The sequence below is a fragment of the Flavonifractor hominis genome, from assembly GCF_040095835.1.
Lineage (GTDB): Bacteria > Bacillota > Clostridia > Oscillospirales > Oscillospiraceae > Flavonifractor > Flavonifractor hominis.
This window is the reverse complement of the sequence record NZ_JBBMFT010000004.1, coordinates 244,107-269,939: the sequence shown is the minus strand read 5'-3', so window position 1 is coordinate 269,939 and position 25,833 is coordinate 244,107. Positions and strand designations below refer to the sequence as shown.

At 58.3% G+C, this 25,833-nt stretch carries 21 protein-coding genes; 12 read left to right on the top strand and 9 right to left on the bottom strand.

Going from position 1 to position 25,833, the window contains the following annotated elements:
• The first annotated feature begins 197 nt into the window (after positions 1 to 197).
• The 6 genes from hisS to WMO45_RS08850 all read left to right on the top strand — a co-directional run bounded on the left by hisS (position 198) and on the right by WMO45_RS08850 (position 7,723).
• Positions 198 to 1,550, top strand: coding sequence for a histidine--tRNA ligase (gene hisS, locus WMO45_RS08875; RefSeq protein WP_349140294.1), 1,353 nt, complete (start codon positions 198 to 200; stop codon positions 1,548 to 1,550).
• A gap of 66 nt (positions 1,551 to 1,616) precedes the next feature.
• Positions 1,617 to 2,540 (top strand): S-layer homology domain-containing protein, encoded by a 924-nt coding sequence (locus tag WMO45_RS08870; protein WP_349140293.1) that lies wholly within the window; start codon positions 1,617 to 1,619, stop codon positions 2,538 to 2,540.
• 51 nt (positions 2,541 to 2,591) lie between these two features.
• Entirely contained in the window at positions 2,592 to 4,388 is a 1,797-nt protein-coding gene (gene aspS / locus WMO45_RS08865; protein WP_349140291.1) for an aspartate--tRNA ligase, read from the top strand.
• A gap of 256 nt (positions 4,389 to 4,644) precedes the next feature.
• On the top strand, positions 4,645 to 6,129 hold the full coding sequence (locus tag WMO45_RS08860; protein ID WP_349140289.1) for an aldehyde dehydrogenase family protein: 1,485 nt from the start codon (positions 4,645 to 4,647) through the stop codon (positions 6,127 to 6,129).
• Positions 6,130 to 6,246: 117 nt separating this feature from the next.
• On the top strand, positions 6,247 to 6,729 hold the full coding sequence (locus WMO45_RS08855) for a sigma-70 family RNA polymerase sigma factor (protein WP_349140288.1): 483 nt from the start codon (positions 6,247 to 6,249) through the stop codon (positions 6,727 to 6,729).
• Positions 6,722 to 7,723 (top strand): hypothetical protein, encoded by a 1,002-nt coding sequence (locus tag WMO45_RS08850; RefSeq protein ID WP_349140287.1) that lies wholly within the window; start codon positions 6,722 to 6,724, stop codon positions 7,721 to 7,723. Before WMO45_RS08855 ends, WMO45_RS08850 begins: the two co-directional genes overlap by 8 nt.
• A gap of 57 nt (positions 7,724 to 7,780) precedes the next feature.
• Here WMO45_RS08850 and bsh read toward each other — a convergent pair whose 3' ends face one another.
• From bsh to WMO45_RS08835, 3 genes are all read right to left on the bottom strand, one after another.
• Positions 7,781 to 8,758, bottom strand: coding sequence for a choloylglycine hydrolase (gene bsh, locus WMO45_RS08845; protein WP_349140286.1), 978 nt, complete (start codon positions 8,756 to 8,758; stop codon positions 7,781 to 7,783).
• A gap of 100 nt (positions 8,759 to 8,858) precedes the next feature.
• Complete coding sequence (gene lepA / locus WMO45_RS08840; protein WP_349140284.1) at positions 8,859 to 10,667, bottom strand: translation elongation factor 4; 1,809 nt, start codon at positions 10,665 to 10,667, stop codon at positions 8,859 to 8,861.
• A 14-nt stretch (positions 10,668 to 10,681) separates the two neighbouring features.
• Positions 10,682 to 11,380 carry a helix-turn-helix domain-containing protein gene (locus WMO45_RS08835; RefSeq protein WP_349140283.1) on the bottom strand — a complete coding sequence of 233 codons (699 nt, stop codon included), beginning with the start codon at positions 11,378 to 11,380 and terminating at the stop codon, positions 10,682 to 10,684.
• A 192-nt stretch (positions 11,381 to 11,572) separates the two neighbouring features.
• Between WMO45_RS08835 and pta the strand changes: the two genes are divergently transcribed.
• The 3 genes from pta (at position 11,573) to WMO45_RS08820 (ending at position 16,786) form a co-directional block, all read left to right on the top strand.
• The gene (pta, locus tag WMO45_RS08830; RefSeq protein WP_349140282.1) at positions 11,573 to 12,556 is read left to right on the top strand and encodes a phosphate acetyltransferase; all 984 of its coding nucleotides are present in this window, start codon (positions 11,573 to 11,575) and stop codon (positions 12,554 to 12,556) included.
• A 275-nt stretch (positions 12,557 to 12,831) separates the two neighbouring features.
• The gene (locus WMO45_RS08825; RefSeq protein ID WP_349140281.1) at positions 12,832 to 15,030 is read left to right on the top strand and encodes a glycoside hydrolase family 28 protein; all 2,199 of its coding nucleotides are present in this window, start codon (positions 12,832 to 12,834) and stop codon (positions 15,028 to 15,030) included.
• A gap of 274 nt (positions 15,031 to 15,304) precedes the next feature.
• A complete protein-coding gene (locus WMO45_RS08820) occupies positions 15,305 to 16,786 on the top strand; it encodes a peptidoglycan DD-metalloendopeptidase family protein (RefSeq protein WP_349140280.1) in 1,482 nt (493 codons plus the stop codon).
• A 49-nt stretch (positions 16,787 to 16,835) separates the two neighbouring features.
• Here WMO45_RS08820 and WMO45_RS08815 read toward each other — a convergent pair whose 3' ends face one another.
• The 4 genes from WMO45_RS08815 to coaBC form a co-directional block, all read right to left on the bottom strand.
• On the bottom strand, positions 16,836 to 17,015 hold the full coding sequence (locus WMO45_RS08815; RefSeq protein ID WP_349140279.1) for a hypothetical protein: 180 nt from the start codon (positions 17,013 to 17,015) through the stop codon (positions 16,836 to 16,838).
• A gap of 12 nt (positions 17,016 to 17,027) precedes the next feature.
• On the bottom strand, positions 17,028 to 19,793 hold the full coding sequence (gene mgtA, locus WMO45_RS08810) for a magnesium-translocating P-type ATPase (RefSeq protein WP_349140278.1): 2,766 nt from the start codon (positions 19,791 to 19,793) through the stop codon (positions 17,028 to 17,030).
• 163 nt (positions 19,794 to 19,956) lie between these two features.
• Positions 19,957 to 20,268, bottom strand: a complete 312-nt coding sequence (locus WMO45_RS08805) for a DUF3784 domain-containing protein (protein ID WP_349140277.1) — start codon at positions 20,266 to 20,268, stop codon at positions 19,957 to 19,959.
• Positions 20,269 to 20,517: 249 nt separating this feature from the next.
• Positions 20,518 to 21,708 carry a bifunctional phosphopantothenoylcysteine decarboxylase/phosphopantothenate--cysteine ligase CoaBC gene (coaBC, locus tag WMO45_RS08800; RefSeq protein ID WP_349140276.1) on the bottom strand — a complete coding sequence of 397 codons (1,191 nt, stop codon included), beginning with the start codon at positions 21,706 to 21,708 and terminating at the stop codon, positions 20,518 to 20,520.
• Between the two features lie 254 nt (positions 21,709 to 21,962).
• On the opposite strand from coaBC, the gene WMO45_RS08795 reads away from it, so the two are divergent.
• Both WMO45_RS08795 and WMO45_RS08790 read left to right on the top strand, forming a co-directional pair.
• On the top strand, positions 21,963 to 22,652 hold the full coding sequence (locus WMO45_RS08795) for an ECF transporter S component (protein WP_349140275.1): 690 nt from the start codon (positions 21,963 to 21,965) through the stop codon (positions 22,650 to 22,652).
• Between the two features lie 3 nt (positions 22,653 to 22,655).
• Positions 22,656 to 23,429, top strand: a complete 774-nt coding sequence (locus WMO45_RS08790; protein WP_349140273.1) for a type III pantothenate kinase — start codon at positions 22,656 to 22,658, stop codon at positions 23,427 to 23,429.
• Between the two features lie 29 nt (positions 23,430 to 23,458).
• On the opposite strand, the gene WMO45_RS08785 is transcribed toward WMO45_RS08790, so the two are convergent.
• The gene (locus WMO45_RS08785; RefSeq protein ID WP_349140272.1) at positions 23,459 to 24,322 is read right to left on the bottom strand and encodes a YihY/virulence factor BrkB family protein; all 864 of its coding nucleotides are present in this window, start codon (positions 24,320 to 24,322) and stop codon (positions 23,459 to 23,461) included.
• Between the two features lie 98 nt (positions 24,323 to 24,420).
• Complete coding sequence (gene rpsT, locus WMO45_RS08780) at positions 24,421 to 24,684, bottom strand: 30S ribosomal protein S20 (RefSeq protein WP_349140271.1); 264 nt, start codon at positions 24,682 to 24,684, stop codon at positions 24,421 to 24,423.
• A 201-nt stretch (positions 24,685 to 24,885) separates the two neighbouring features.
• On the opposite strand from rpsT, the gene gpr reads away from it, so the two are divergent.
• Complete coding sequence (gene gpr / locus WMO45_RS08775; protein WP_349140270.1) at positions 24,886 to 25,791, top strand: GPR endopeptidase; 906 nt, start codon at positions 24,886 to 24,888, stop codon at positions 25,789 to 25,791.
• Positions 25,792 to 25,833 lie beyond the last annotated feature (42 nt).

The following is a 25,833-nucleotide window of genomic DNA, read 5'->3' as shown; positions in this document are numbered from 1 at the left end:
GCGCGGGAGACGGCCCTACCAGCGGGCCCGGAGACGGGCGCGGTCCCCTTCCCGCAACAGAAGGTCTGAGGGAGCGTACTCCGCTCCGAACATGGGTGGCACCACGAAAGCAGGCGCTTTCGTCCCGTGACGTGGGACGAAAGCGCCTTTTTTGCGCCCTTCTCTCCCCTATATTATGTTAACAAAGGAGCGTTCTTATGGCTCAGATCAAACCCAGAACATTATCCGGTTTTATGGAGCTGCTGCCCGCCCGTCAGGTGCAGTTTGACCGGATGGTGGACATCCTGCGCAGCAGCTATTCCCTCTACGGCTTCACCCCCCTGGACACGCCGGCCATCGAGGCCAGCGAGGTCCTGCTGGCCAAGGGCGGCGGCGAGACCGAAAAACAGATCTACCGCTTTACCAAGGGGGACACCGACCTGTCCCTGCGCTTTGACCTGACGGTCCCCCTGGCCAAGTACGTGGCCCTGCACCAGAACGAGCTGACCTTCCCCTTCCGCCGGTTCCAGATCGCCAAGGTCTACCGGGGAGAGCGGGCTCAGAAGGGCCGCTACCGGGAGTTCTACCAGGCGGACATCGACGTCATCGGCGACGGCAGCCTGGACATCACCAACGAGGCTGAGATCCCCTCCATCATCTACAAAACCTTCACCGCCCTGGGTCTGAAACGCTTTAAGATCCGGGTGAACAACCGCAAGGTCCTCAACGGTCTGTTTGCTCTCCTGGGTCTGGAAGAGCAGGCCGGAGATGTGATGCGCACCATCGACAAACTGGAAAAGATCGGCCCTGAGAAGGTCAAGGCCATCCTGGTGGACGACTTTGCCGTCCCCGCCGACACCGCCGACACCCTGCTCTCCCTGCTGGCGGCGGAAGACCCCATGGCCGCACTGGAGCCTTTGCGCGGGAAGAATGAACTCTTTGACCTGGGTGTGGAAGAGCTGACCACGGTGGTGAAGTATATGGCTGCCTACGGCGTGCCCCAGGATCACTTCATGGTGGACCTCACCATTGCCCGTGGCCTGGACTACTACACCGGCACGGTATACGAAACCGTCATGCTGGACCATCCGGAGGTGGGTTCCATCTGCTCCGGCGGCCGGTATGATAACTTGGCGGAATATTATACCGATAAACAACTCCCTGGAGTCGGCATTTCCATCGGCCTGACCCGTCTCTTCTCCGTCCTGGAGGCCCAGGGCTATCTGAACGACGCGCTCATCACCGCCCCGGCGGACGTGCTGGTACTGCCCATGACAGAGGATCTGGCCCCTGCTATCGCCTTTGCCACCACCCTGCGGGAGGCCGGTATCCGCACCCAGCTCCACTGTGAGAAAAAGAAATTCAAGCAAAAGCTGTCCTATGCGGACAAGCTGGGCATCCCCTACGCCGCTTTCCTGGGCGAGGACGAGATCCAGCAGGGCAAGGTGACCGTAAAGGACCTGACCTCCGGAGAGCAGCAGACCGTGACGGCGGATGAGGCGGTTGCCCTGGTACGCTCCGGCCTGGCTGCCCGGGCCGGCGGCGCCCCCATCCGGGAGCCCCAGAACTGAGCGGCGGAACTTTCCCCCTTCCCTGCCGTCTAAAGCACCACAACACTGACAGGAGGAAGTTTTCCCATGAAACGACTGCTCGCTCTGGCCCTCTCCGCGGCCCTGCTGCTGGGTTCCGCCGCCGCCCTCTCCCCGGAAGAGGCCTTTCCCAACCAAAACATCTACCCCGGATTTATCGATGTGGCGGAGGACGCCTGGTACGCCGATGCCGCAAAGGTGTGCTATGAGGTAGGACTGATGCAGGGCACCGGCCAGGCGTTTGCCCCTAACCAAATCCTCACCGTGGGCGAGGTGGCCGCCATCGCCGCCCGCATGAAGGAAGCCATCACCGGAGAGGCGATTCTCTTGGTGGATTCCACTCTGCCCTGGTACACCTCCTACGTGGAGTACCTGGAGCGCTCGGGTGTTACCGTCCCCGACCCCGTCCAGCAGGCCACCCGGCAGCAGTTTGTCACCCTGCTGGCCGCTGTGGTACCCGCCGATATGCTCTCCCCCATTAACACCATTACCTCCCTGCCTGACACTACCGATCCCGACGTGCTGGCCTTCTACAATGCCGGCATCCTCACCGGTGTGGACAGCTGGGGCACCTTCGCCCCCGACAAGACCCTCACCCGGGCGGAGACTGCCGCCATGGTGGCCCGGGTGGCCCGGCCCGAGCTGCGGCAACGCTTTGCTCCCGCGGACTACGCCCCGTTTACTGCTGCCAACCTAAAGCCCTCCGACGTTCTGTTTACCAATGGCACCACCGCCGGACAGTATCTCCCCTATGTGCAGGAGCTCATCAACGGCCTGGAGGCCGACTGTGCCGCCCAGGGTATGGAGTTCAACTGGTTCAACACCGTGGACGGTGTGGAGTTCCTGGACTACGTGAAGGACACCGCCCTGGCCCACTTTGGAGTCACCGCCAAGGACGGTACCGAAGTGTACAAAAACTTTGACGTGCAGGTGTATTACAGCCGTTACCTGGATCTGAAGGGCAATCATTGATTTCAATTTGTTATATTTAATTTTCTAATTACTATTTGGAGTTGATTTTAGATGGATAACGTGCGTACCCACTATCGCACCCACTCCTGTGGGGAGCTCCGGATGGAGCATGTGGGCCAGACCGTCACTCTGGCGGGTTTCCTGGAGAATTTCCGTGAGGTAGGCGCCAACCTGGGCTTTCTGGTGCTGCGGGACTTCTACGGAACCACTCAGGTAGTGGCCGAGACCGAGGAGATGGTCAAGACCATCAAAGCCCTGAACAAGGAGTCCACCATTGCCGTCACCGGCGTGGTGCGGGAGCGGGACAGCAAGAACCCCAAGCTGCCCACCGGCGACATTGAGGTGGTACCTCAGAGCATCGAGGTACTGGGCCGCTGCCGCCACAACGAGCTGCCCTTCCAGATCAACCGCAGCCGGGAGGCCGATGAGTCTCAGCGGCTGAAGTACCGCTATCTGGACCTGCGCAATCCGGCGGTGAAGAACAACATCATCCTCCGCTCCCAGGTGGTGGCTGCTCTCCGCGCCGCCATGATCGACCACGGCTTTATGGAGATCACCACCCCCATCCTGACCGCCTCCTCCCCCGAGGGCGCCCGGGACTACCTGGTACCCAGCCGGAAGCACCCCGGCAAGTTCTACGCTCTGCCCCAGGCTCCCCAGCAGTTCAAGCAGCTGTTGATGGCCTCCGGCTTCGACAAGTACTTCCAGATCGCCCCCTGCTTCCGGGACGAGGACGCCCGCGGCGACCGCTCCCCCGGCGAGTTCTACCAGCTGGACATGGAGATGGCCTTTGCCGGACAGGAGGACGTATTCGCCATTCTGGAGGATGTGCTGCCCCCCATCTTTGCCAAGTTTGGCACCTATAATGTGGCCTCTGAGGCCCCCTTCCAGCGCATCTCCTACCTGGAGGCCATGGACAAGTACGGTTCCGACAAGCCCGACCTGCGCATTGACCTGATCGTGCAGGACGCCACCCAGGTACTGGGCGGCTGCGGCTTCGGTCCCTTTGAGGGCAACACCGTCAAGGCCGTGGTGGTGACCGGCTTTGAGGGCACCCGCAAGCAGATCGACAAGCTGTGCGCCGACGTGGAGGTCCAGGCGGGCGAAAAGGCCTACTGGTTCCGCTACGACGAAAATGGTGAGATCGTGGGCGGTATTGCCAAGTTCGTCCAGCCCATCAAGGACGCCGTTGTGGAGGCCCTGGGCCTGGAGAAGGGCTGCTTCGTAGGCCTCACCGCCGGCAAGCTGCTCTCCGCTCAGAAGACCGCCGGCGTGCTCCGCTCCAAGCTGGGCGCCTTCTGCCCCAACCACATGGACAAGGAGCGCTATGCGTTCTGCTGGATTGTAGACTTCCCCATGTATGAGATCGGTGAGGAGTCCGGTGAGCTGGAGTTCTGCCACAACCCCTTCTCCATGCCCAACGGCGGCCTGGAGATTCTGAAGAAAGCCGCTGCCGGCGAGGTAGACCCCCTCACCATCACCGCCTTCCAGTACGATCTGGTGTGCAACGGCGTGGAGCTGTCCTCCGGCGCCGTACGGAACCATGACCCCGAGATCATGATCGAGGCCTTCCAGCTGGTGCGGCTGGGCGAGGACGACGTAAAGGCCAAGTTCCCCGCTATGTACAACGCTTTCACCTACGGCGCGCCCCCGCACGCGGGCATTGCCCCCGGCGTGGACCGCATGGTCATGCTGCTGGCCGGGGAGGACTCCATCCGGGAGATCATCCCCTTCCCCATGAACAAAAACGCCCAGGACCTGATGATGGGCGCCCCCGGCTTTGTCACCCAGGCGCAGCTGGACGAGCTGAATATTGTCTGCACCAAGAAGGAAGAGGACGGCGAGTAATCGCTCCCTCAGTGGATATCGCAAGATCCCCCGGCCAAAGTGGCCGGGGGATCCTTTTTTATTTTTTGTAAAAACATTGTTAAAAAATGCACAATATTGTCCAATCCGACCCAGAAAATTGTTAAAAAAATATCATACTGGTTTTTAGGTATTTCTCCGTTGACTTTTCCGGAAAGGGTGCTATACTGAAGCTGAACTCACCAGTATATTTACTGATGCGTCCATAACTTCAAATTTTTTGAAAGGTCGTGTCATCATGGAAAAGCTCACTCAGCAGCAGTATGGTCTGTACATCAATGGCAAATGGGTGCCTGCCAGCGACGGCGCTACCTTTACCACCCGCTGCCCGGCCAATGGCGAGGTGCTGGCCACCTGTGCTCAGGCCACCAAGGAGGACGTGGACACTGCCGTCAACGCCGCCTGGGAAGCCTTTAAGTCCTGGAAGAACGTCACCACCAATGAGCGGGCCGCCATTCTGAACAAGGTGGCCGATATCATCGAGCAGAACGCGGAACACCTGGCCATGGTGGAGTCCATGGACAACGGCAAGCCCATCCGGGAGACCATGGCCATTGATATTCCCTATTCCGTCCGCCACTTCCGCTACTTTGCCGGGTGCATCATGGCCGAGGAGGGCTCGGCCAACATTCTGGACGGCACCACCCTCTCCCTGATTCTGCGGGAGCCCATCGGCGTGGTGGGTCAGATTGTCCCCTGGAACTTCCCCTTCCTGATGGCCGCGTGGAAGCTGGCTCCCGTGCTGGCCGCCGGCTGCTGCACCGTGTTCAAGCCCTCCAGCGACACTCCCCTGAGCGTGCTGGAGCTGGCCCGCCTGACCCAGGACGTGATCCCCGCCGGCGTGTTCAACGTCATCACCGGCTCGGGCTCCAAGGCCGGCCAGTACATCCTGGACCACCCCGGCTTCCGCAAGCTGGCCTTCACCGGCTCCACCGAGGTGGGCCGCAACGTGGCCCTTGCGGCGGCACAGCGCCTGATTCCCTCCACTCTGGAGCTGGGCGGCAAGAGCGCCAACATCTATTTCGACGACTGCAAGTGGGATATGGCCATGGACGGCGTCCAGCTGGGCATCCTGTTCAATCAGGGCCAGGTGTGCTGCGCCGGCTCCCGGGTCTTCGTGCAGGACACCATCTATGACAAGTTTATTGAGGAGGCCGCCAAGCGCTTCAACGCCGTTAAGGTGGGCATGCCCTGGGAGGCCGACACCCAGATGGGCGCTCAGATCAATGAGAACCAAGTGAAAAAGATCCTGCAGTACATCGAGATCGGCAAGCAGGAGGGCGCCAAGGTGGCCTGCGGCGGCGAGCGCGCCACGGAGGGCGAGCTGGCCCGCGGCTGCTTCATGAAGCCCACCCTGCTGGTAGATGTGGACAACAAGATGCGGGTGGCTCAGGAGGAGATCTTCGGGCCCGTGGCCTGTGTCATCAAGTTCCACGACGAGGACGAGGTCATCGCCATGGCCAACGACAGCGAGTACGGCCTGGGCGGCGCCGTCTGGACCCGGGACATCAACCGGGCCATCCGGGTATCCCGGAGCATTGAGACGGGCCGTATGTGGGTGAACACCTATAACTCCATCCCCGAGGGCGCTCCCTTCGGCGGCTACAAGGCCTCCGGCATCGGCCGTGAGACTCACAAGGTCATTCTGGAACACTACACTCAGATGAAGAACATCATGATCAACCTGTCCGAGGCCCCCTCTGGTTTCTATCCCGAGAAGTAAATAGTTTCAGCAAAAGTCCGGCGCGGTGTTCCGCGCCGGACCTTTTTTATTCTCTTGTGAAACATTTTCCGTCCGGATAGGATATTGAAGGTGAAATGCATTTCAAGGAGACGCGCCATGATGACAGACCAACAGTTTACTCTCCTGGCCCAGCGGTATATGGACACCATCTTTCGTCTGGCGTTCCACTACACCAAAAGCCAGGCGGAGGCGGACGACATCACCCAGGAAGTCCTGTTGAAGCTCTACCGGGCAAATAAGGCATTTGAGAACGAAGAACATATCAAATACTGGCTGCTGCGGGTGACCATCAACGCCTGCAAAAAGGCGGTGCGGTCCCCCTGGCGGCGGATGGAGCCCATGGAGGACCACACCGCCGCCATCCCCTTTCCCAGCCCGGAGCACAGCGAACTGATGGAGGCGGTGCTGGCCCTGCCCGCCAAGTACCGTGTGCCCATCTACCTGCACTACTATGAGGACTACTCCTGTGACGAGGTGGCCGCCCTCCTCCATATCCCAGGCGCCACGGTCCGTACCCGCCTGCGGCGGGCCCGGGCCATGCTGAAAACCGATCTTCAGGAGGCTGAGGAAGATGTTTGACAAGAAACGGTATCGGGAGGCCGTGTCCTCCCTCCACGCCTCCGGGGAGATCCTGCAGGAGGTCAAAGCTATGACAAACCAGACCAGAAAACCCTTCCGGCTGTCCCGGGTCATTGCCCTGGCCGCAGCTGTCGCCGCCCTGTGTACGGCGACTGCCGTGGCTGCGGTGGGCTTCATCCGCTATGAAAATCCGGCCAATCTGCTCCGGGCCTTCTTTGGGGAGAACGTGGACTCCCATGAGGGCATCGTGGAATACGACGAAACCGGCAAACTCATTACCAACATTCCCGCTTGGGAGCGGCTCCCCCTGGACAAGAGCGTGGCCCAGGAGTTGGTGGCTCCCTATCTCTTCGCCGTAGGCGAGCAGGCGGTGTACAGGGACTACACCCTGACAGTGGAGGCCGGGCTGTACGATCCCAGCGTGGGAGCAGGCCTGCTCTACTGCAAGGTGGAACACCCCGACGGGGTGAGCGGGTATGAGGTATTTGCCGACGGGGAGCTGTGGTGGCCGGAGGACGCCCCGATATTTACCATGACCACCTCCGGCAGCAGAACCTATCTGGACACCGCCTCCACCACCGACACGGAACTCTGGCTGTGTACCTACTTCATCACAGATGAGTCCAGCCTCCCGGTGTCCATCGGCGACGGCCAGAACCGGCTGGATATGGCCACGGTGACGGTGGCACTGCCGGAGGATGGTGGCCCGGCCAGCGTGGAGCTGGCGGAGGGTGCCATTACCCTCTCTCCTATTGGCATCCGCATCGACGGGGCGGCCCTGGGTCTTCCGGAGGACAATGGCATCCAACAGGTGGTGCTCCACTACGCCGACGGCTCGGACTACGTGCTTCTGGACGAGGAATCCTTTGTCTCCAACCGCACTTACGCCCTCCAGGATCAGGGGGTGTACACCTACACCTTCAACCGGATCGTGGATACAACGGCGCTGGCGTCAGTGACCGTTGAGGGAACGGATTACCTCCTGCCGAAATGAGAGCAGGGAAAAACCCGGCCGCATGTGCGGCCGGGTTTTGAATGGGAAGGAAATTTATTACCCTTCCTGCCAGGTAATCCGTAATTTGGTGTCCAGAGGAAATTCCAGCAGCTTGTCTCCCGCCCGGCGCTCCTCCGTCAGGGCCACGGCAGTCAGGGCGCAGTTGTCGTAGGTCTTGTAATAATAGGTGCCGGTATCTGTATTGATGCAGCAGGAATAGCGGGTGATGTCCCACTTTCCCTCCGGGGTGCGCACCGCCCCCCGTGGCATGGCCACCGTATCCAACAGGTGAAAAAATTGGCTGACGCTGCTCTCCTCGCTGCTGTCACAGGCGGAGTTCCGCTTGCAGAACGCCGAGCGGACATACCGGGAGGCAGGAGACCAGTCCCCCGGCAGGCCCACCGCCCCCATACCCTGGCCAAAGGGAGGCAGGTCCAGGGATGGGTCCAGGCAGTTGTCCGGCTGGGCGGCGGACAGGCCCCGGTACTGAACTAGATTGGTCCGGTGAAAGGGAAAGGGCGGGTTGTTGGTGAGCACGCCCACCGGGTCAGGATACACCTTGATCCCATCTGCCATCGGCTCTGCCACAAAGGCCCCGTGCTTGTCGGCGATGTGCCAGTGGAGGGGGGCCAGGGGCAGGTTGGGCTGGAAGGGCACTCCCAGCAAGGGGATCCGCTTCATTTGCTCCGCCGCCGCCTCCGCCGTTTCGCAGGTACCAAGCAGAAAGGGGATTAGCTCCCAGGGGGCCAGCGCCTTTTCCTCTCCCCTATCCGGCGGATAATATGCGTTGCCTGGGAAATTGAGCCCGGCCATGTAGACCCCGGACTCATTCACCCCCTCAGCGTACAGAGGATAGTCCCCCGCCACGCTGGCCATACCGATGATGGCCTGGTGCCGTTCCAGCGTGGGCATCCGGCGGAAGGCCAGCGGAAACGCCCGGGGGGTGATGACTACCCGCTCGCCAAAGGCGTCTTCCAGATCCAGGTTGCGCCCCACATAGGTATCCCGGGTAGTCAGAACCATACTGGTACACATAGCAAAACCTCCTTTTTCCTTTAGTCTTTGCATTTTTATTTTATTTTTTCGTCAAAGAGAGGCAGGGACAGGCACACTGGTGCCTGTCCCTGCGTTGTGTTTATTCTTCGTCCAGCTTCAACACGGCCATGAAGGCCTCCGTGGGGATCTGCACCGTTCCCAGGGAGCGCATCTTCTTCTTGCCCTCTTTCTGTTTTTCCAGCAGCTTCTTTTTCCGGGTAATGTCGCCGCCGTAGCACTTGGCCAGAACGTCTTTACGCATGGCCTTGACCGTCTCTCGGGCAATGATCTTACCGCCGATCGCAGCCTGGACCGGTACTTCAAAGAGCTGGCGCGGAATGTTTTCCTTGAGTTTTTCGCACAGCCGCCTGGCCCGGGGATAGGCCTTCTCCCGGTGGGCGATGAAGCTCAGCGCGTCCACCTGGTCGCCGTTGAGCAGCATATCCACCTTTACCAGCTCTGATGTCTCATACTTGTCCAGCTCATAGTCCAGCGAGGCATAGCCCTTGGTGCGGGCCTTCAGGGTATCGAAGAAATCATAGATGATCTCGCCCAGGGGCATGGAGTAGTGCAGCTCCACCAGGTTGGTGTCCAGGTATTGCATATCCTTGAACTCGCCCCGCCGCTCCTGGCACATGGGCATGATGTTGCCCACATAGTCCGGGGGCGTAACGATGGATACCTTGGCATAAGGCTCCTCCGCCATCTGGATGTTGGCCGGGTCGGGGTAGTTGTGGGGGTTATCCACCATGACCACGGTGCCGTCGGTCTTGGTAATGCGGTAGATCACCGAAGGAAGCGTGGTAATGAGGTCCAGATCAAACTCCCGCTCCAGACGCTCCTGGATGATCTCCATATGGAGCATCCCAAGAAATCCGCAGCGGAATCCAAACCCCAGCGCCGCGGAGGACTCCGGCTCAAAGGACAGAGAGGCATCGTTGAGCTGGAGCTTCTCCAGCGCGTCCCGCAGATCGGGATATTTGCTGCCGTCCTCGGTATAGATGCCGCAGTAGACCATAGCCCGGGCGGGCCGGTAGCCGGGCAGAGGCTCAGCCGCAGGCCGCTCCGCTCCGGTAATGGTATCGCCTACCTGGGTATCCTTTACATTTTTGATGGAGGCGGTGAAATAGCCTACCTCTCCCGCAATCAGTTCCTGGCAGCTCTCCATCCCCAGAGGCAGCAGGTGGCCGCACTCCAGCACCTGATAGGTAGCCCCCGAAGCCATCAGTTTCACGTTCATGCCGGTCTTGATGGTTCCCTCCATCACCCGGAAGTAGACGATGACGCCCCGGTAAGCATCGTACTGGCTGTCAAAGATCAGGGCCTTCAGAGGCGCCGCCGGATCACCCGTGGGCGCGGGGACGTTCTTTACGATATCTTCCAGTACCGCCGGGATATTGATGCCCACCTTGGCGGAGATCTCGGGGGCGTCCTGGGCGGGGATGCCGATGACGTTTTCGATCTCGTCCTTCACCCGCTGGGGATCGGCGGCGGGCAGGTCGATCTTGTTGATGACCGGCAGGATCTCCAGATCATGCTCCATGGCCAGATAGGTGTTGGCCAGAGTCTGGGCCTCAATCCCCTGGGCCGCGTCCACAATGAGCACCGCGCCCTCGCAGGCGGCCAGGGACCGGCTTACCTCATAGTTGAAGTCCACGTGGCCCGGGGTGTCGATGAGATTGAGCTCATAGGTGCTGCCGTCCTGGGCCTGGTAATTGAGCTTGACGGCCCGGGCCTTGATGGTAATACCCCGTTCCCGCTCCAGGTCCATGTTGTCCAGCAGCTGGGACTCCATCTCCCGCTGGGAGACGGCGTTGCACTGCTCGATCAGCCGGTCGGACAGAGTGGATTTACCGTGGTCAATGTGGGCAATGATAGAAAAATTACGAATTTTGGATTGATCGGTCACGCAGGCTCCTCCCTTCAGCGTTCCTGGTTCTGCACTTCCATACGGCGGTTCACCCGCTCACCGGTATTGTGGATGATCTGCAGCAGGGACTGGTACAGTCCCGGGTAGTTCTCCATCAGCGCGTCGTTGTGCATGGGCGGGAACGAGCCCTTCTCCTTGGCATGGGCGGCCAGGGCGTCCACATACTGGGCTTCGGTGCAGATCATATCCGCCGTAGGCACCCCTGACATGAACTGTCGGGCAGGTACGGAGAAAAAGTCCTCGTTCTTGCTGCCGTCCGCCCGGTACAGGTGGCGGAACAGCTTGTAGATGGCCGTACCCAGATAATTGGCCGCGGCGGTAATGGCGTCCTTCCGGCCGGTTTTGCCCAGCAGGTCAAACAGTACCCCAATGGAGTTGACCAGCAGTTTTTTGTTCAGCGTGGCCATGATGCTGCCATGGAGCACATTGTCCTTTTCCGCGGAATAGTCGTACAGCTCTTCGGCGGCGATGGTGGTCCCGTCCCGGGACAGGGTACGTCCCAGCAGGAAATCGGCCGACACATTATAATAGTTGCAGGCCCGGATTACAAATGCCAGACCCGGTTCGCGCACGCCGTTTTCATAGTGGGACAGTAGAGCCTGACTGATCCCCAGATCTTTGGCTGCCGCGCGCTGGGAGATGCCTTTTTCCTGGCGGAGCAGGGAGAGACAGCGGGAGAAATCGGAACTCATAACACACTTCGACCTCCATTGAGTTCAAAACAGTAGGTATAGTATAAAATCCAAAATACAAAAAGTAAAGTGTATTTTTTCACAATCTTATTGCTTTTAGGCATTGAGGTTCTAAGAAACTTTGGTGTATAATAGCCTTGACGCCGGGATACCGGCACACCGGCCTATTATTTGTGATGGAGGATGATACCAATGGCCATTCATATGTTCCAGCAGCTCATCGATACCCTGAAAAAAAGCCCCAAGCGTATCGTGTTCACCGAGGGCACCGACCCCCGTATTCTGGAGGCCAGCGCCCGCCTGCTCTCCGGTACTTTTCTGACCCCTGTGCTCATCGGCAAGGAGGATGAGGTTCACGCCGCTGCGGAAGCGGCCGGCTTCAACATCCGCGGTGCTGAGATCATGCATCCTTCCACTTATGCCGACATGGACAAGATGGTAGACGCCATGGTGGAACTGCGTAAGGGCAAGATGACCGCCGACGACTGCCGCGCCGCCCTGCAGCATGGCAACTACTTTGGCACCATGCTGGTCAAGATGGGTGTGGCTGACTGCCTGCTGGGCGGCGCCACCTACTCCACTGCCGACACCGTCCGTCCCGCGCTGCAGCTGATCAAGACCAAGCCCGGCAACAAGATCGTCTCCTCCTGCTTCATCATGGTCCGTGAGGGCGTGGGCGACAACACCGTGCTGGCCATGGGCGACTGCGCCATCAACATCGATCCCAATGAGGACGAGCTGGTGGAGATCGGTCTGGAGTGCGCCAAGTGCGCCAAGATCTTCGGCATCGACCCCAAGGTGGCCTATCTGAGCTACTCCACCCACGGCTCCGGCAAGGGTGATACCGTGGACAAGATGCGCAATGCCTGTGCCAAGGCCAAGGCCGCTGCGCCCGATCTGGCCATCGACGGCGAGATGCAGTTTGACGCCGCCGTCTCCCCCACGGTGGGCCAGCTGAAGTTCCCCGGCTCTTCCGTGGCCGGCTACGCCAACACCTTCATTTTCCCCAACATCAACGCCGGCAACATTGGCTACAAGATCGCCCAGCGTCTGGGCGGCTTTGACGCCTACGGCCCCATCCTGCTGGGTCTTAACGCCCCCATCAACGACCTCTCCCGGGGCTGTAACGCTCAGGAGGTCTACTCCATGGCCATCATCACTGCCGCGCTGGCCTGATCAAACATTTGTCAGTAGTTTGCCAGGATTGGAGCACCCCTTCGGGTGCTCCAATCTTTTTGTTTGTAAATAATTCGCTTTGGAAGTATTGTCAGTTTTTTCGCTTTGTTTTTTGCTTTTTCCACAAAATTATATATTTGATTCAAAGTAGCATTGACTAATTTCACTATAGCATTCTATTATAAGGGTACGTTGATAAAACGTTGTACTTATTGGGACCAAATGCGCCGTTGGGGACGCTTTGGAAATAGAATGGAGTATGGAGGCAGATCAAAATGAAGCGGAACCTTTCCCTTTTGCTCGCCGCTGGTATGGTCCTCTCCCTGGGCGTGGCACCCGCACAGGCCAGTGAACCTGCCGCCGACACCGGAAACACACTCTCTTGGGATATGGCAGAGGAGATCCTCACCCATATCAGCGACCCCAAATTCCCGGACTATTCCGTCAGCGTCGTGGACTACGGTGCCGTTCCCAACGACGACAAGCTGGACACCGCAGCCATTCAGAAGGCCATTGACGAGGTCAGTGAAAAGGGCGGCGGCAAGGTGATCGTCCCCTCGGGCACCTTTGACGTAGGCGCCATTGAACTTAAGAGCAATGTCAACCTCTGCCTGGAGTCGGAGGACTCCCTGCTGCGCTACACCACGGACATCAACGAAGAAAACTATCCCGTGGTATACAGCCACTGGGAGGCCACTCCTATTTATAACTACAGTGCCCTGATCTACGCCAAAGACGCGGAAAACATCGCCCTCACCGGCAAGGGCACCTTGGATGGCCAGGCTTCCGACACCGTCTGGTGGAACTGGAAGGACGGCGCCTATGGTTCCCAGTCCGCCGGTCAGGAGCTCACCCGGGAACAGAACAACAATGGCGTGCCGGTGGATGAGCGTATCTATGGCGACGGCTGGTATCTGCGTCCCAATTTCATCCAGACCATCAACTGTGAAAATGTCCTCTTTGAAGGCGTTACCCTGCTCAACTCTCCCATGTGGCAGGTTAACCCCGTACTGTGCACCAATGTTACCGTCCGTGGCATGACTCTGCGGGCCCACGGCTCCAACACCGACTGTGTAGACCCCGAGAGCTGCAACTACGTGCTCATCGAGGAAAATTCCTTTGACAGCGGCGACGATTGCATCGCCATCAAGTCCGGCCGCGACCGGGACGGTCGTGAGCTGAATACTCCCTGCCAGAACATCATCATCCGCAACAACATAATGGCGGATGGCCATGGCGGCATTGCCATGGGCAGCGAGATGTCGGGCAGCATTTACAATGTGTTTGCCACCGACAACCACTTTGACAGCCCCAACCTGACCTATCCCCTGCGCCTGAAGACCAACGCCAAGCGCGGCGGCGAGATTGCCAATGTCTACCTGCGCAACTCCACCATCGCCAATGTGGACGAGGCTACCATCCACGGTACCATGCTCTATGCCGAGGGCAGCAATGGTGATTACATCCCCTCCTTCCGCAACATCGTCATCGAGAACGTAAAGACCACCGGCGGCCTGTACGGCATCTATCTGGAAGCATTCGAGGAGTCTCCCATTACTGGTCTGGTACTGCGCAACGTACAGATTGACGGCGTAAAGTATCCCATCCGCGCCATGAACTGGGGCGACGATGTGGTGATGGACAATGTCACCATCAACGGCGAGGCCTATCCCAGACCCACGGAGGCCCGCATCCTGGGTGTACCCACTCCGGGTGCACAGATTGAAGGTACCGCGCTGCTCATCGGCGCCGATGCCGACACCCTCACTTATCGCTGGGAAATGGCCGACACCCGGGACGGCAGCTACACCAGCATCGGTGACGGCAAGACCCTCCAGGTACCCGCGGATGCCGCCGGCAAATATCTGCGCCTGGTGGCTACCGATACCAACGGCGCTTCCGCTGAGAGCATCCCCTATGAGGTGCTGACCTCCGCCTCCGTGGACGGTATTCCTGCCGACAGCTTTGTTTCCACCGCCGCTGCCCGCCTGGCCTCCAAGGGCGTGCTGGACACCTCCGCTTCCATCGACCCCAAGGCCCCTGTCACCCGGATTGAACTGGCCCGGATGCTGGCCCGCATGTGGGATCTGACCGCTCCTGAGGGCGACGTGGAACTGACCGACATGGACAAGAGCTCGGCCGACTATCAAATCGCTGCCGCCGTGGTGGAGCAGGAGATGATGGAGACCAAGGACGGCGCCTTTGATCCCAACGGCACCCTTACCCGCGAGGAAATGGCCACTGTGGCCATGATGAGCTGCGGCGTATCCTACGCCAACGCCTCCCACACCTATGACACCACTTATGCCGACGGCGAGACCATCGATCAGGATTACCTCACCGATGTAGAGCGCGGCACCACCCTTGGCTTCTGGAAGGGCACCAGCACGGGGGTCTTCTCTCCCAAGCTGACCATGACCTATGAAATGACCATCGCCGTGCTGGACCGCGTATCTGATTTTGCCGGCAAGTAACCCTATGCGTTCTTCTTCCTTTCCTTTTCCTCCACTTTAAGCGATTTCCCCCGGCATCATTGTGATGCCGGGGGAAATCATTTGTAACAAAACCGGTTTCTTTCCTGAAAAAAGTCTTAAAATCCGTGGTTTTTTAACTAAGGCTTGACTTTTAAGGAAGAAACGTGTATTATTGCACTTGTAACCATTTGTAACTTTTCGTTTCCGACTGTTACTACTCGGCCCATCAGGGCCTTCTTTTACGCCAGAATAAACAAATGGGAGGTTATCCCAAGTGGATGAGATCTTACATACCCCAAAGGAGGAGCTGTCCGGGTCTACCGGTCTGCTGATGAAGCTGCAGGCGGGAGCAGATGCACTGCGTGCCCGGGCACAGCGCATCCAGCACTGGGCAGATACCGCTACTGCCGGCGGCGGGCGCCTCATCAGCCCCATCCATCTCTTTGCCGCAGCAGCGGTGATCGGTGTGGCCGCAGTGGTGGGCACCGTATACACTCCCAGCTACGTGGTGGAACTGGATGGCGTTGCCTTGGGCACTGTGCGCGACCCCCAGGTCTTTGAACAGGTCGTGGACCGGGTGGAAAGCCGGGCCACCAGCATTCTGGGATATGACTATACCATCGACGGGGATGTAAGCTATTCCTTTGCTCTGACAGAGCGGGATGCTCTGACCGCTACCGCGGAATTTGAGACCTATCTCTTCGACCAGATCGGTGAGGTGATGAAGAGCTATGTACTCACCGTGGATGGCCAGGTCATCGGCGCGGCTCAGGATCGGGAAACCCTGACCTCCGTTCTGGATCAGGTCAAGGCAGCTTATGTGGATGAAAATACCATTTCGTCGGAGTTTACGTCTGCAGTGTATATCACCCATGAGTATACCTCTTCCGACACCAACCAGGATACAGCCTCCATGCTGGCCGCTTTGACCGCCAATACAAATGGCCAGACCACCTATGAGGTGCAGCAGGGCGATACCTTTATGCAGATTGCTCTGGACAACGGCATGACCGTCTCTGAGATGGAAGCCCTCAACCCCGATGTGGATATCAACATGATTTACATCGGCCAGCTGCTCAACGTCAAGGAAGAGATTCCTTTCCTGTCGGTAAAGACGGTGGATAACGTCACCTATACCGAATCCATTGCCTGCCCGGTCACCGAGGTGGAGGACAGCACCATGTACCAGGGAGAAACCAAGGTACTGGAAGAGGGCGTGCCCGGTGAACAGATCGTCAACGCCAATATCTCCTATCTTAACGGTGTGGAGCAGGAGCGTGAGGTTCTCTCCACTCAGGTCACCCGAGAAGCTACCAATAAAGTCATTGCTGTCGGCACCAAGGAGCGCCCCTCCTGGCTGCCCACCGGTTCCTTTATCTGGCCGGTATACGGCAATATTACTTCTTATTTTGGATACCGTTCCATTTTTGGCTCCTACAGCTATCATGGCGGCATTGACATCGCCGCTTCCTATGGCACCAGTATCGCGGCCGCTGACGGCGGTACCGTGGTCTTTGCCGGTCGGGCCACCGGCAGCATGTGGAGCTACGGCAACCTGGTCATCGTGGACCACGGCAACGGGAAGCAGACCTATTACGGCCACTGCTCCAGCGTGCTGGTCTCTGCAGGCGATAAGGTCTATCAGGGCCAGGCCATTGCCCGGGTAGGTTCTACCGGTCGTTCCACCGGAAATCACTGCCATTTTGAGGTAAAGATCAACGGTACATCGGTAAACCCCCTGTCCTATCTCCCCTGACGTAACTACAAAAAGGAAGGACGGCATAGCCAAAGCTATGCCGTCCTTTTTATTTTGCCCGCTCGGACCTATTTCCTTTGGCTAACGTCCGAGGCTTTACCGACCAAACAATGATATTCATAACAGCAACGATCACAAGGACGGCCAACATACCGGCCCAGAATCCCAGATTGATCCCACACCATTCGTTTCTTCCAAACCACGCGATCCAGAGCGCATTCCAATTCATTTTCGCACCTCCTTACAACAACTCGCCATGGCGGCGGACATAGGCTTTTTTCAGACTGGTGGCCAGTGCCATATACAGCAGAATGCAGGGAACCAAATAGAAGAAATATTGCATAGGCAGGGCCACAAAGCCCAGCATTTTCCCCAGCGGAGTAAAGGGAATGACCGTAAGCACGGCGATGCCCGTCATGGTAAGCAGCGTAACCGGCGCGGATGCCCGGCTCTGAAGGAAAGGAAGCTTGGGCGTGCGGATCATATGGATAACCAATGTCTGGCTCCACATAGACTCAACAAACCAGCCGGCCTGAAACAGGCCAATGTATTTTTCCTGTACCGCGGCCAGCTCCGCACCGCTGAAACAGCTGGACAGGTCATTGAACAGCACTCCGCCTGAAACAAACAGGGGGCAAAACACAAAATATAGGAACAGATAGGTGGTAAAGTCAAAGATCGAGCTGGTGGGCCCAATCCAAAGCATAAAGCTGCCAACGCTTGACGCATCCCATTTTCGCGGAAGGGCAATAAATTCCTCATCTACATTGTCCCAGGGAATGGCGGTACAGGACAGATCATAAATCAGATTGAGGAAGATCAGGTGTACGCTCATCATGGGCAAAAACGGCAACAGCGCGGAGGCTGCAAGCACAGAAAACATGTTTCCAAAATTGGAGGAGGCCGTCATTTTAATGTACTTGATCATATTGGCATAGGTCTTGCGCCCTTCCACAATTCCCTGCTCCAAAACCATAAGGTCTTTTTCCAGCAGAATAATATCTGCCGATTCCTTTGCCACATCAACGGCAGTATCCACCGAGATGCCGATGTCTGCCGCTTTCATGGCGGCGGCATCATTGATACCATCGCCCATAAATCCAACGGTATGTCCGTTTTTACGCAGGATGGAAACCACTCTGGTCTTCTGGTCAGGCGTCAGCTTTGCAAAGACGTCGGTGATCTCCGCCGCTGCCGCAAGCTCCGCGTCACTCATGGCGTCCAGATCCGAACCCAGCAGCATGTTGCGTACCTTCATTCCCACCTGCCTGCAGATGGTGCGGGTGACCTTGTCGTTGTCTCCCGTCAGGAGTTTGGTGGTCACTCCATGGTTTTTCAGCGTCCGGATCGCACCGGCTGCGGATTCCTTGGGCGGGTCGAGAAACGCAAGGTAACCCAACAGCACCATATCGCACTCATCCTTTACGCTGAACGCCTCCACCGGCGACGGATTGCTCTTCTGCGCAATGGCCAAAACCCGAAATCCCTTGTCGTTCAGCCCGTCCACCGTCTGTAGAATGCGGCGGCGAACTGCATCTGACAGCGGCTGAACCTCCCCGTCACATTCTGCAAACGTGCAGATGGACAGCATCTCCTCCACTGCTCCCTTGGTAACCATCTGTGTTTTTCCCGCCTTATCCTGGACCACGGTGGTCAGGCGGCGGCGGGAAAAATCAAAGGGAATCTCGTCCACCTTCGTATAGGTCTCAGACAGATCCATCAGCCTGGGGTCGGCGGCCTCTTCCTCCTCGGTCTTGTGGATGATGGCAACATCCATCAGATTTTTATATCCCGTCTGAAAATAACTGTTGAGGTAGGCATGGCGCAGTACCCGGGTATCATCCACTCCATTTACATTCAGGTGATATTCCAGTACCACCTTATCCTGGGTCAACGTACCGGTCTTATCGGTGCAGAGAATGTCAATCGCCCCAAAATTCTGAATGGAATTCAGGTTCTTTACAATGGTCTGTTTCTTACTCATGGAAACGGCGCCTTTGGCCAAACAGGTCGTCACGATCATAGGCAGCATTTCGGGCGTCAGTCCCACGGCAATGGAAATGCCAAACAAAAACGCCTCCAGCCAGTCGCCCTTAGTAATTCCATTGACAAAGAAGACCAGCGGGACCATTACCAACATAAACCGGATCAATACCCAGGAAACCGCGTTGACTCCCTTGGTAAAGCTGGTCTCCACCGCCTCCTGCGCCACGGCCGAGGCCATGGAACCAAACAGGGTATGGTCGCCCACACAGATGACCACGGCGGTGGCACTGCCCGAAATCACATTGCTGCCCATAAAGGCAATGTTAGTATACTCCGTGACACTCTGCATGTGCGCATTCACCAGAGGCGTTTTTTCCACCGGTTCGCTTTCTCCCGTCAGGCTGGATTGGCTGATAAACAGGTCTTTTGCCTCCACAATACGGACATCGGCAGGGATCATATCTCCGGCAGACAGGTGGATGATATCCCCTACCACCAGATCGTCCATAGGGATCTCGGCCTTTTCCAGCCCTCTGCGGGTTACGGTACAGGTGGTGGTGATCATGGCAAGCAGCTTTTCCGCGGCGTTTCCACTTCTGGACTCCTGTACAAACCGCAGCGTGCCCGAAATCAGCACCATCGTGAGAATAATGATAACGGTCAGGCAGTCAAAATCCTCAGGTGTACTCCCAAACAGAGAAAAACAGGGAAACACTATATCGGTCGTGGCAGATACCAGTGCCAGACAGCACAAGATCGCTGTGAATGGATTTATAAACGCCTCCGCCAAACGCCTGGGGAGCGGCTTTTTCTTCTCATGGGTCACTTTATTGTTGCCGTATTTGGCACGACTTGCGGAAATCTCCTCCACATCCAAACCGTGGAGCGAAGTATGCAGATAGTTCAATACCTGCTTGATGGGATTGGTCGCCGCAAAGTGAATGCGGCTGTTCTGCCCATCACGGACGATGGTTTTCTCAGATGCCTGACGCTGAGACATCCATAGTGTCTTTTTGTTCATAATCCTTACCTCCTGTGATCAGATCCAGGCAGGCAAAGCGGAAGGAGAAATATGGATGCACCACGTTTCTTCGTCCTGTTTGCCATCCTGGTGCACTTGTGTCACAATCCATGTTTCTCCACCTCCTTATTTTTAAACTATCTATCATAAACCGCAGTGCGGATTATTGTCTCTGATAACGCCCGCGGGTTGAAATGTACCAAAGATCCGCGCCAGCCGCCAGCATCCATACGACCATTGCAGGAAGAAATCCGTACCGGGCAAAACCACCCCAGCACCCCTTCAGTAAAAACAAAAGGCCGTTGCACAGGATCATTCCTCCCACATTCCGGCAGAGCGGACCTATATTTATACGCTCCCGCTCGGTTATGGACATCTTTTTCCATGCCGAGAGGTGGACGTGTCCTTTCCCGCTTGCAAACAGAATGCCCCCTGCACAGAAAAGGGCCCCCAAGAAAATGCAGATATAGTCCATCACTTCACTTCCTTTCCATGTTTCCGGCGTCCTACCGCCTTTCTGCCTTCCCCGTTCTGGATCAACTGCCGGAAGGCAAAGGTGTTATTCAGGCTTCGTTTTATTCGGCCTGGATCAGTATATAAAAAAAGCAAGGTCCATCCTATGGTAGAAACCTTGCAATTTCCTTGCGATTTGGCAAGAAATAAGGCTGACAGGCCCTCAGGGCCTGTCAGCCTTTTCGTTTTCTAGTTACCTATTTTTTGCCATTCAGCTCCGGCGCAGGATCTCATCCAGCAGACGGTGGGCTGCCTCCTCCTTGCTCATCAAGGGCAGCTCCAGCTGATCGGTGGGGGTAATGAGGGTGAGCAGGTTGGTCGCCACCCCAAAGCCCGCTCCCGGCTGCTTGAGGTTGTTGGCCGCGATCATATCCAGATGCTTCTTCTCCAGCTTCTTGCGGGAGTTTTCCACCATGTCCCGGGTCTCCATGGAAAATCCGCATAAAAACTGCCCCGGACGCCGGTGCTCTCCCAGCCAGGCCAAAATATCCCGGGTACGTTCCAGGGGGATGGACAGCTCTCCGTCCCCTTTCTTTACCTTGTCCTGGGCCACTTGTGCCGGGCGGTAATCGGCCACGGCTGCGGCCTTGATGATAATGTCCTGGGCTTCACTGCGCCCAGTGACGGCTTCAAACATATCCTGGGCAGTCACCACGTCTACCACGTTCACATAGGCAGGCTTTTTCAGCGCCGTGGGACCGGTGACCAGAGTCACCTCCGCCCCCCGGGCCGCTGCCGCCCGCGCAATGGCATAGCCCATCTTGCCGGTGGAATGGTTGGTAAGGCAGCGTACAGGGTCCAGAGCCTCCTGGGTGGGGCCGGCGGTGACCAGTACCTTCTTGCCTGCCAGGTCCTTTTCGTGGCTGATGGCATGCAGAACCGTTTCCAGCAGATCCTCCGGCTCAGGCATTTTTCCCCTGCCTACCGCGCCGCAGGCCAGCCGCCCGCTGGCCGGCTCCACGATCTCCCAGCCGTACCGCCGCAGAATCTCCAGGTTGTCCTGGGTCACCGGGTTTTCATACATCCGGGTGTTCATGGCCGGGGCGGCAATCTTGGGGCAGTCACAGGCCAGTACGGTGGTGGTAAGCATATCGTCAGCCAGCCCGTGAGCCAGTTTGGCCAGTACGTTGGCGGTGGCCGGAGCCACCAGCACCAGGTCCGCCTGGTCGGCCAGGGCCACGTGCTCCACCTGGAATTGGTAGTTGCGGTCAAAGGTGTCCACGCTCACCCGGTTGCCGGTCAGCGACTCAAAGGTATGGGGCCCGATGAATTCCGTGGCATTTTTGGTCATGATCACGTGGACGTTGCAGCCCTGCTTTACCAGTGCGGAAGCCAGGCTGGCCGATTTATAGCACGCAATGCCGCCGGTGACACCCAGCAGCACGGTCTTTCCCTTCAGCATGCGGTTTTCCCTCGCTTTTTCTGATTTTCTCTCAGTATAACAGAGCCAAACGCTTTTTTCCACTCTCCCGGCTCGGCTTGTGGAAAAATAATTTGCCTTTTCCCCGCGCTTTGATTATAATGTTTCATGGCTGAGCGCAGGCCGCAGGCCGCTGTACTCCTGTGGAGACGGCAGGCCCCTTCCGACCGGAGCAAAGCCCATACATCACGCGCTGTATCCCGCCCGGCGGGAACGGCAGCAGGAGGTAATTTCATATGAAAACCGCACAGACCCGCGCCCAACGCACCAAACAGGTGCAGGACCTGGCCATTCTGGCCATGTTTACCGCAATCATTTTTTTGCTCACCTTCACTCCCCTGGGGCTCATTGACCTGCCGGTCATCAAAGCCACCATCCTGCACGTGCCGGTCATCATCGGCTCCATTCTGCTTGGGCCCAAGAAGGGTGCCTTCCTGGGCGGTATGTTTGGCCTGTCCAGCCTGATTAAAAATACCCTGGTGCCCGGACTGTCTTCGTTTGTCTTTTCTCCCCTCATCCCTGTCCCCGGCCTGGACCGGGGCAGCCCCTGGGCCCTGTTCATCTGCTTTGTTCCCCGCATCCTGGTGGGCGTGACCCCCTGGCTGGTTTACACGCTCTTTAAGCATCTGCCCGGTAAGCGCAACGCCGGCGTGCAGGCCAGCACCATGGTGGTGGCCGCCATCGTGGGTGCATTGACCAACACCGCGCTGGTCATGGGCTCTATCGGTATCATCTTCACCGAAGCCTATGCCGCCGCTCAGGGTATCCCCGCTGAAGCCATTACCGGCTTTATTATGGGTATTGTGGCCACCAACGGCATCCCTGAGTCCATTGTGGCCGCTGTCGTTACTCCTGCGGTGTGCGTACCTCTGATCCGCGCTCTGAAGCTGGAGAAGACCCCCGCTCCCGCCGGACAGCCTGCCTGAGTTATGCTGCTGACCATCGACATTGGCAACACCACCATTGCTCTGGGCGCCTTTGAGGGAGAGCGGTTGGCCTTTGTCCGCCGCCTGCCCAGCGACCGGGATATGGATGCCGGAGCCTGCGCCCGAAGGCTTCTGGAACAGCTGGCCCTGGAGAACGCAGGGCCTCAGGATCTGGAGGGGGCTGTGCTCTGCTCCGTGGTACCTGCACTGACCGCCGTGGTAAACCGGGCGGTGGAACAGCTCACCGGCCGGACTCCGCTGGTGGTGGCCCGGCCGGAAGATGCAGGTCTTCGGATCGGCAATTACGACCAGAGCAATCTGGGTATGGACCGGGTGGTGGACTGCGCCGCCGCCCTGGCCCGCTGGAAGCCTCCCCTGGCCGTCTTTGATATGGGTACCGCCACTACCCTCTCGGTGCTGGATGAGGCAGGTGTGTTTCAGGGCGGGATGATTTTGCCCGGTCTGCGCCTGTCGGTGGATGCCCTCAGCGCCCGGGCCGCCCAACTGCCACCCATCAGCTTTGAGCCCCCCGCCGGACTCATCGGTACCGACACCGTCTCCTGTATGCAATACGGAGCTCTGTACGGGGCCGCTGCCACCGTGGAGGGCATCGCCGCCCGTTTGGAGGAACAGCTGGGCAGTGCTCTTACTGTCGTGCTGACCGGCGGATTGGGCCGGCATATCCTGCCCCTGCTCCGCCGTCCGGTGGAGTATGAACCCCAGTTACAGCTATTGGGGCTGCGTGCGATCTATCTGCACGCACAGAATAAGCAATAAAAAAGACGCGCCTTTATGGCGCGTCTTTTTTATTGCTCCTGGCGCTGCCGCTTCAGGTAGCGTACTTTTTTATGCCGGTACCACACACAGTTGAATACGTTTCCCAGGATCAGCACATTGCCACACAGGTAGAGCCACACCAGTAAGATGATGACCGAAGCCAGGGACCCATACACCATGGAGTAGCGGGAGGAGAGACCGATAAACCAGGAAAAAAGCATGGAGGCCGCCACCAGTGCCATTGCCGCCAAAAAAGCCCCCGTAAGCACCGGCGGCCGGGGCTTTCCCCTAGGGGCGGCCACCCGATAGACCAGCAGCACAAAAAGGAATACCAACAGAAACAGCAGCAGGAAGCGGAACCACCGCCACTCCCAGGGCAATACCGCCGCCTCCAGATGCAGCCGGCTCTCTACCAGCCGGAACAGCCAGTCGCCTGTGAGCAGCACGATGAGGGACAGGTAGATGGTCACCAGCAGCAGCGCGGAGAAAGCCGCGCTGGCCGCAATGGTCCAGATCCCCCGGTAACTCCGGCGCCCATAGATCTCTCCCATAATACGCATCAGCGAACGGAAGGCCGCCGAAGCCGAAAGGAGCGTGGCCGCGGCCCCTGCGGCCAGCAGGGCCGGGGACTGGTTGTCGCTGATATAGCGCAGATACTCCTCCAGTATTCCAATGCTTTCCCGGGGCACGAAGGGCCCCAGGGCATCCAGAATCGCAGTAGCCTGCAGATCCAGCAGACTGATAAAGGCATTGATACAGATAAGGATCGGGAAAAAGGTCAAGATCAAAAAATAGGCCAGCTCCGCTGCCGACCGGGAGACATGGCGCGAGAAGTAGATCTCCACCATCTCTCTCAAAAAACGCACCGGCGCCGCCGTCCACAACCGTTTCACAGCCGCCCTCCTCCCGTCGCTCTCATTGTATCCCCTTTTGCCTGAAAAAAAACGAAAAAGACCGTCTGCTATGCAGACGGTCTTTTGGGGTTCGACCTTTAGGCCAGCTTGTTGAGCTTGATGGTCATGGCGCTCTTCTTGTGAGCGGCATTGTTCTTGTGCAGCAGACCCTTGACCACAGCCTTGTCGACCGCCTTGACGGCCACCTTGTAAGCGCCCTCGGCCTCGCTGCGGTTGCCTTCGACCACCGCGGCCTCAAACTTCTTGATGTCGGTCTTCAGCGCGGACTTAGCGGCCTTGTTCTGCGCAGCCTTGGTGGCGTTCACCAGGACACGCTTCTTGGCAGACTTAATATTCGGCAAACCAAACACCTCCTCCGATGACGATAATCGTTATTTACACAGTTTGCCCGTGCAGATTTACATTTTAACAGCAAGTTTCAAAAATTGCAACTGTTTTTTCAAATTTTTTTCACTTTTTTTGTATATGAAGGCCCTTCTCGCAAAAAATAGAGCTGAAAGGCCGTCCTTATACCATATCTTGGGGCGGCAGAGGAGGCCATCATGCGCAGACCAAGGACCGACCTGGCCATTGAGGCCGCCCAGCTCTGGCGAGAGGGTGCCGGAGAAGCCGCCCGCCTGCCCGGGGTAACATCCGGGGAGCGCCAGCGGGAGGGCTACGCCGTCACCACAGTGGAGATACTGGACCAGCAGGGCGCCCAGGCGCTGGGTAAACCGCCAGGCCGCTATGTGACATTGGAGCTGGACGCTCTGGAACGGCGGGAGGCAGATGCTTTTGGGCGGGCGGTACGGGCCCTGGCTGCTGAGCTGAAGCCCCTGCTCCCATCCGCTCCCGATGCACCCGCCCTGGTGGTGGGGCTGGGCAACCGGGCCATTACCCCGGACAACCTGGGCCCTAAGGCCGCAGATTATACCCTGGTGACCCGCCACTTGGTGGAACAAGTCCCGGAGCACTTCGGCTCCTTCCGCCCGGTGGCCGCCCTGGCCGCGGGTGTACTGGGTACCACCGGCGTGGAGAGCGGCGAGCTGGTCCGGGCGGTGGTGGACAAGATCCACCCGGCCTGTGTGCTGGCGGTGGACGCGCTGGCCGCCCGCAGCCTGAAGCGCATCTGCCGTACCGTCCAGCTGTCCGATACCGGCATTACCCCCGGCTCAGGGGTTGGCAACGCCCGCTTCGCCCTGGATGCGCAGAACCTTGGCGTACCCGTCATCGCCATTGGTGCACCCACGGTGGTGGACGCCGTCACCCTTACCTGCGACGTGCTGGCCGAGGCCGGCCGGGAGGAGTTGGACCCTTCCGCCCTTCAGGGCGCGGGAGAGGGATTGGTGGTCACTCCCAAAGACATCGACACCCAGGTCCACGACCTGAGCAAGGTCATTGGCTACGGCATCAACCTGGCCCTCCAGTCTGGACTGAGCATTGAGGATGTAGACCTGCTGCTGAGCTGAGCGCACATTTCAGGGAAAGAAAACTGGGTCTTGCGCCCCCTT

Bases quoted from the DNA above. Each gene is read 5' to 3' on its own strand.
- hisS (WP_349140294.1), top strand. From the start codon at position 198: ATGGCTCAGATCAAACCCAGAACATTATCCGGTTTTATGGAGCTGCTG.
- bsh (WP_349140286.1), bottom strand. From the start codon at position 8,758: ATGTGTACCAGTATGGTTCTGACTACCCGGGATACCTATGTGGGGCGC.
- pta (WP_349140282.1), top strand. From the start codon at position 11,573: ATGGCCATTCATATGTTCCAGCAGCTCATCGATACCCTGAAAAAAAGC.
- coaBC (WP_349140276.1), bottom strand. From the start codon at position 21,708: ATGCTGAAGGGAAAGACCGTGCTGCTGGGTGTCACCGGCGGCATTGCG.
- WMO45_RS08850 (WP_349140287.1), top strand. From the start codon at position 6,722: ATGTTTGACAAGAAACGGTATCGGGAGGCCGTGTCCTCCCTCCACGCC.
- WMO45_RS08870 (WP_349140293.1), top strand. From the start codon at position 1,617: ATGAAACGACTGCTCGCTCTGGCCCTCTCCGCGGCCCTGCTGCTGGGT.
- aspS (WP_349140291.1), top strand. From the start codon at position 2,592: ATGGATAACGTGCGTACCCACTATCGCACCCACTCCTGTGGGGAGCTC.
- mgtA (WP_349140278.1), bottom strand. From the start codon at position 19,793: ATGAACAAAAAGACACTATGGATGTCTCAGCGTCAGGCATCTGAGAAA.
- WMO45_RS08815 (WP_349140279.1), bottom strand. From the start codon at position 17,015: ATGAATTGGAATGCGCTCTGGATCGCGTGGTTTGGAAGAAACGAATGG.
- WMO45_RS08790 (WP_349140273.1), top strand. From the start codon at position 22,656: ATGCTGCTGACCATCGACATTGGCAACACCACCATTGCTCTGGGCGCC.
- gpr (WP_349140270.1), top strand. From the start codon at position 24,886: ATGCGCAGACCAAGGACCGACCTGGCCATTGAGGCCGCCCAGCTCTGG.
- WMO45_RS08860 (WP_349140289.1), top strand. From the start codon at position 4,645: ATGGAAAAGCTCACTCAGCAGCAGTATGGTCTGTACATCAATGGCAAA.
- WMO45_RS08795 (WP_349140275.1), top strand. From the start codon at position 21,963: ATGAAAACCGCACAGACCCGCGCCCAACGCACCAAACAGGTGCAGGAC.
- WMO45_RS08855 (WP_349140288.1), top strand. From the start codon at position 6,247: ATGATGACAGACCAACAGTTTACTCTCCTGGCCCAGCGGTATATGGAC.
- WMO45_RS08825 (WP_349140281.1), top strand. From the start codon at position 12,832: ATGAAGCGGAACCTTTCCCTTTTGCTCGCCGCTGGTATGGTCCTCTCC.
- WMO45_RS08835 (WP_349140283.1), bottom strand. From the start codon at position 11,380: ATGAGTTCCGATTTCTCCCGCTGTCTCTCCCTGCTCCGCCAGGAAAAA.
- WMO45_RS08805 (WP_349140277.1), bottom strand. From the start codon at position 20,268: ATGGACTATATCTGCATTTTCTTGGGGGCCCTTTTCTGTGCAGGGGGC.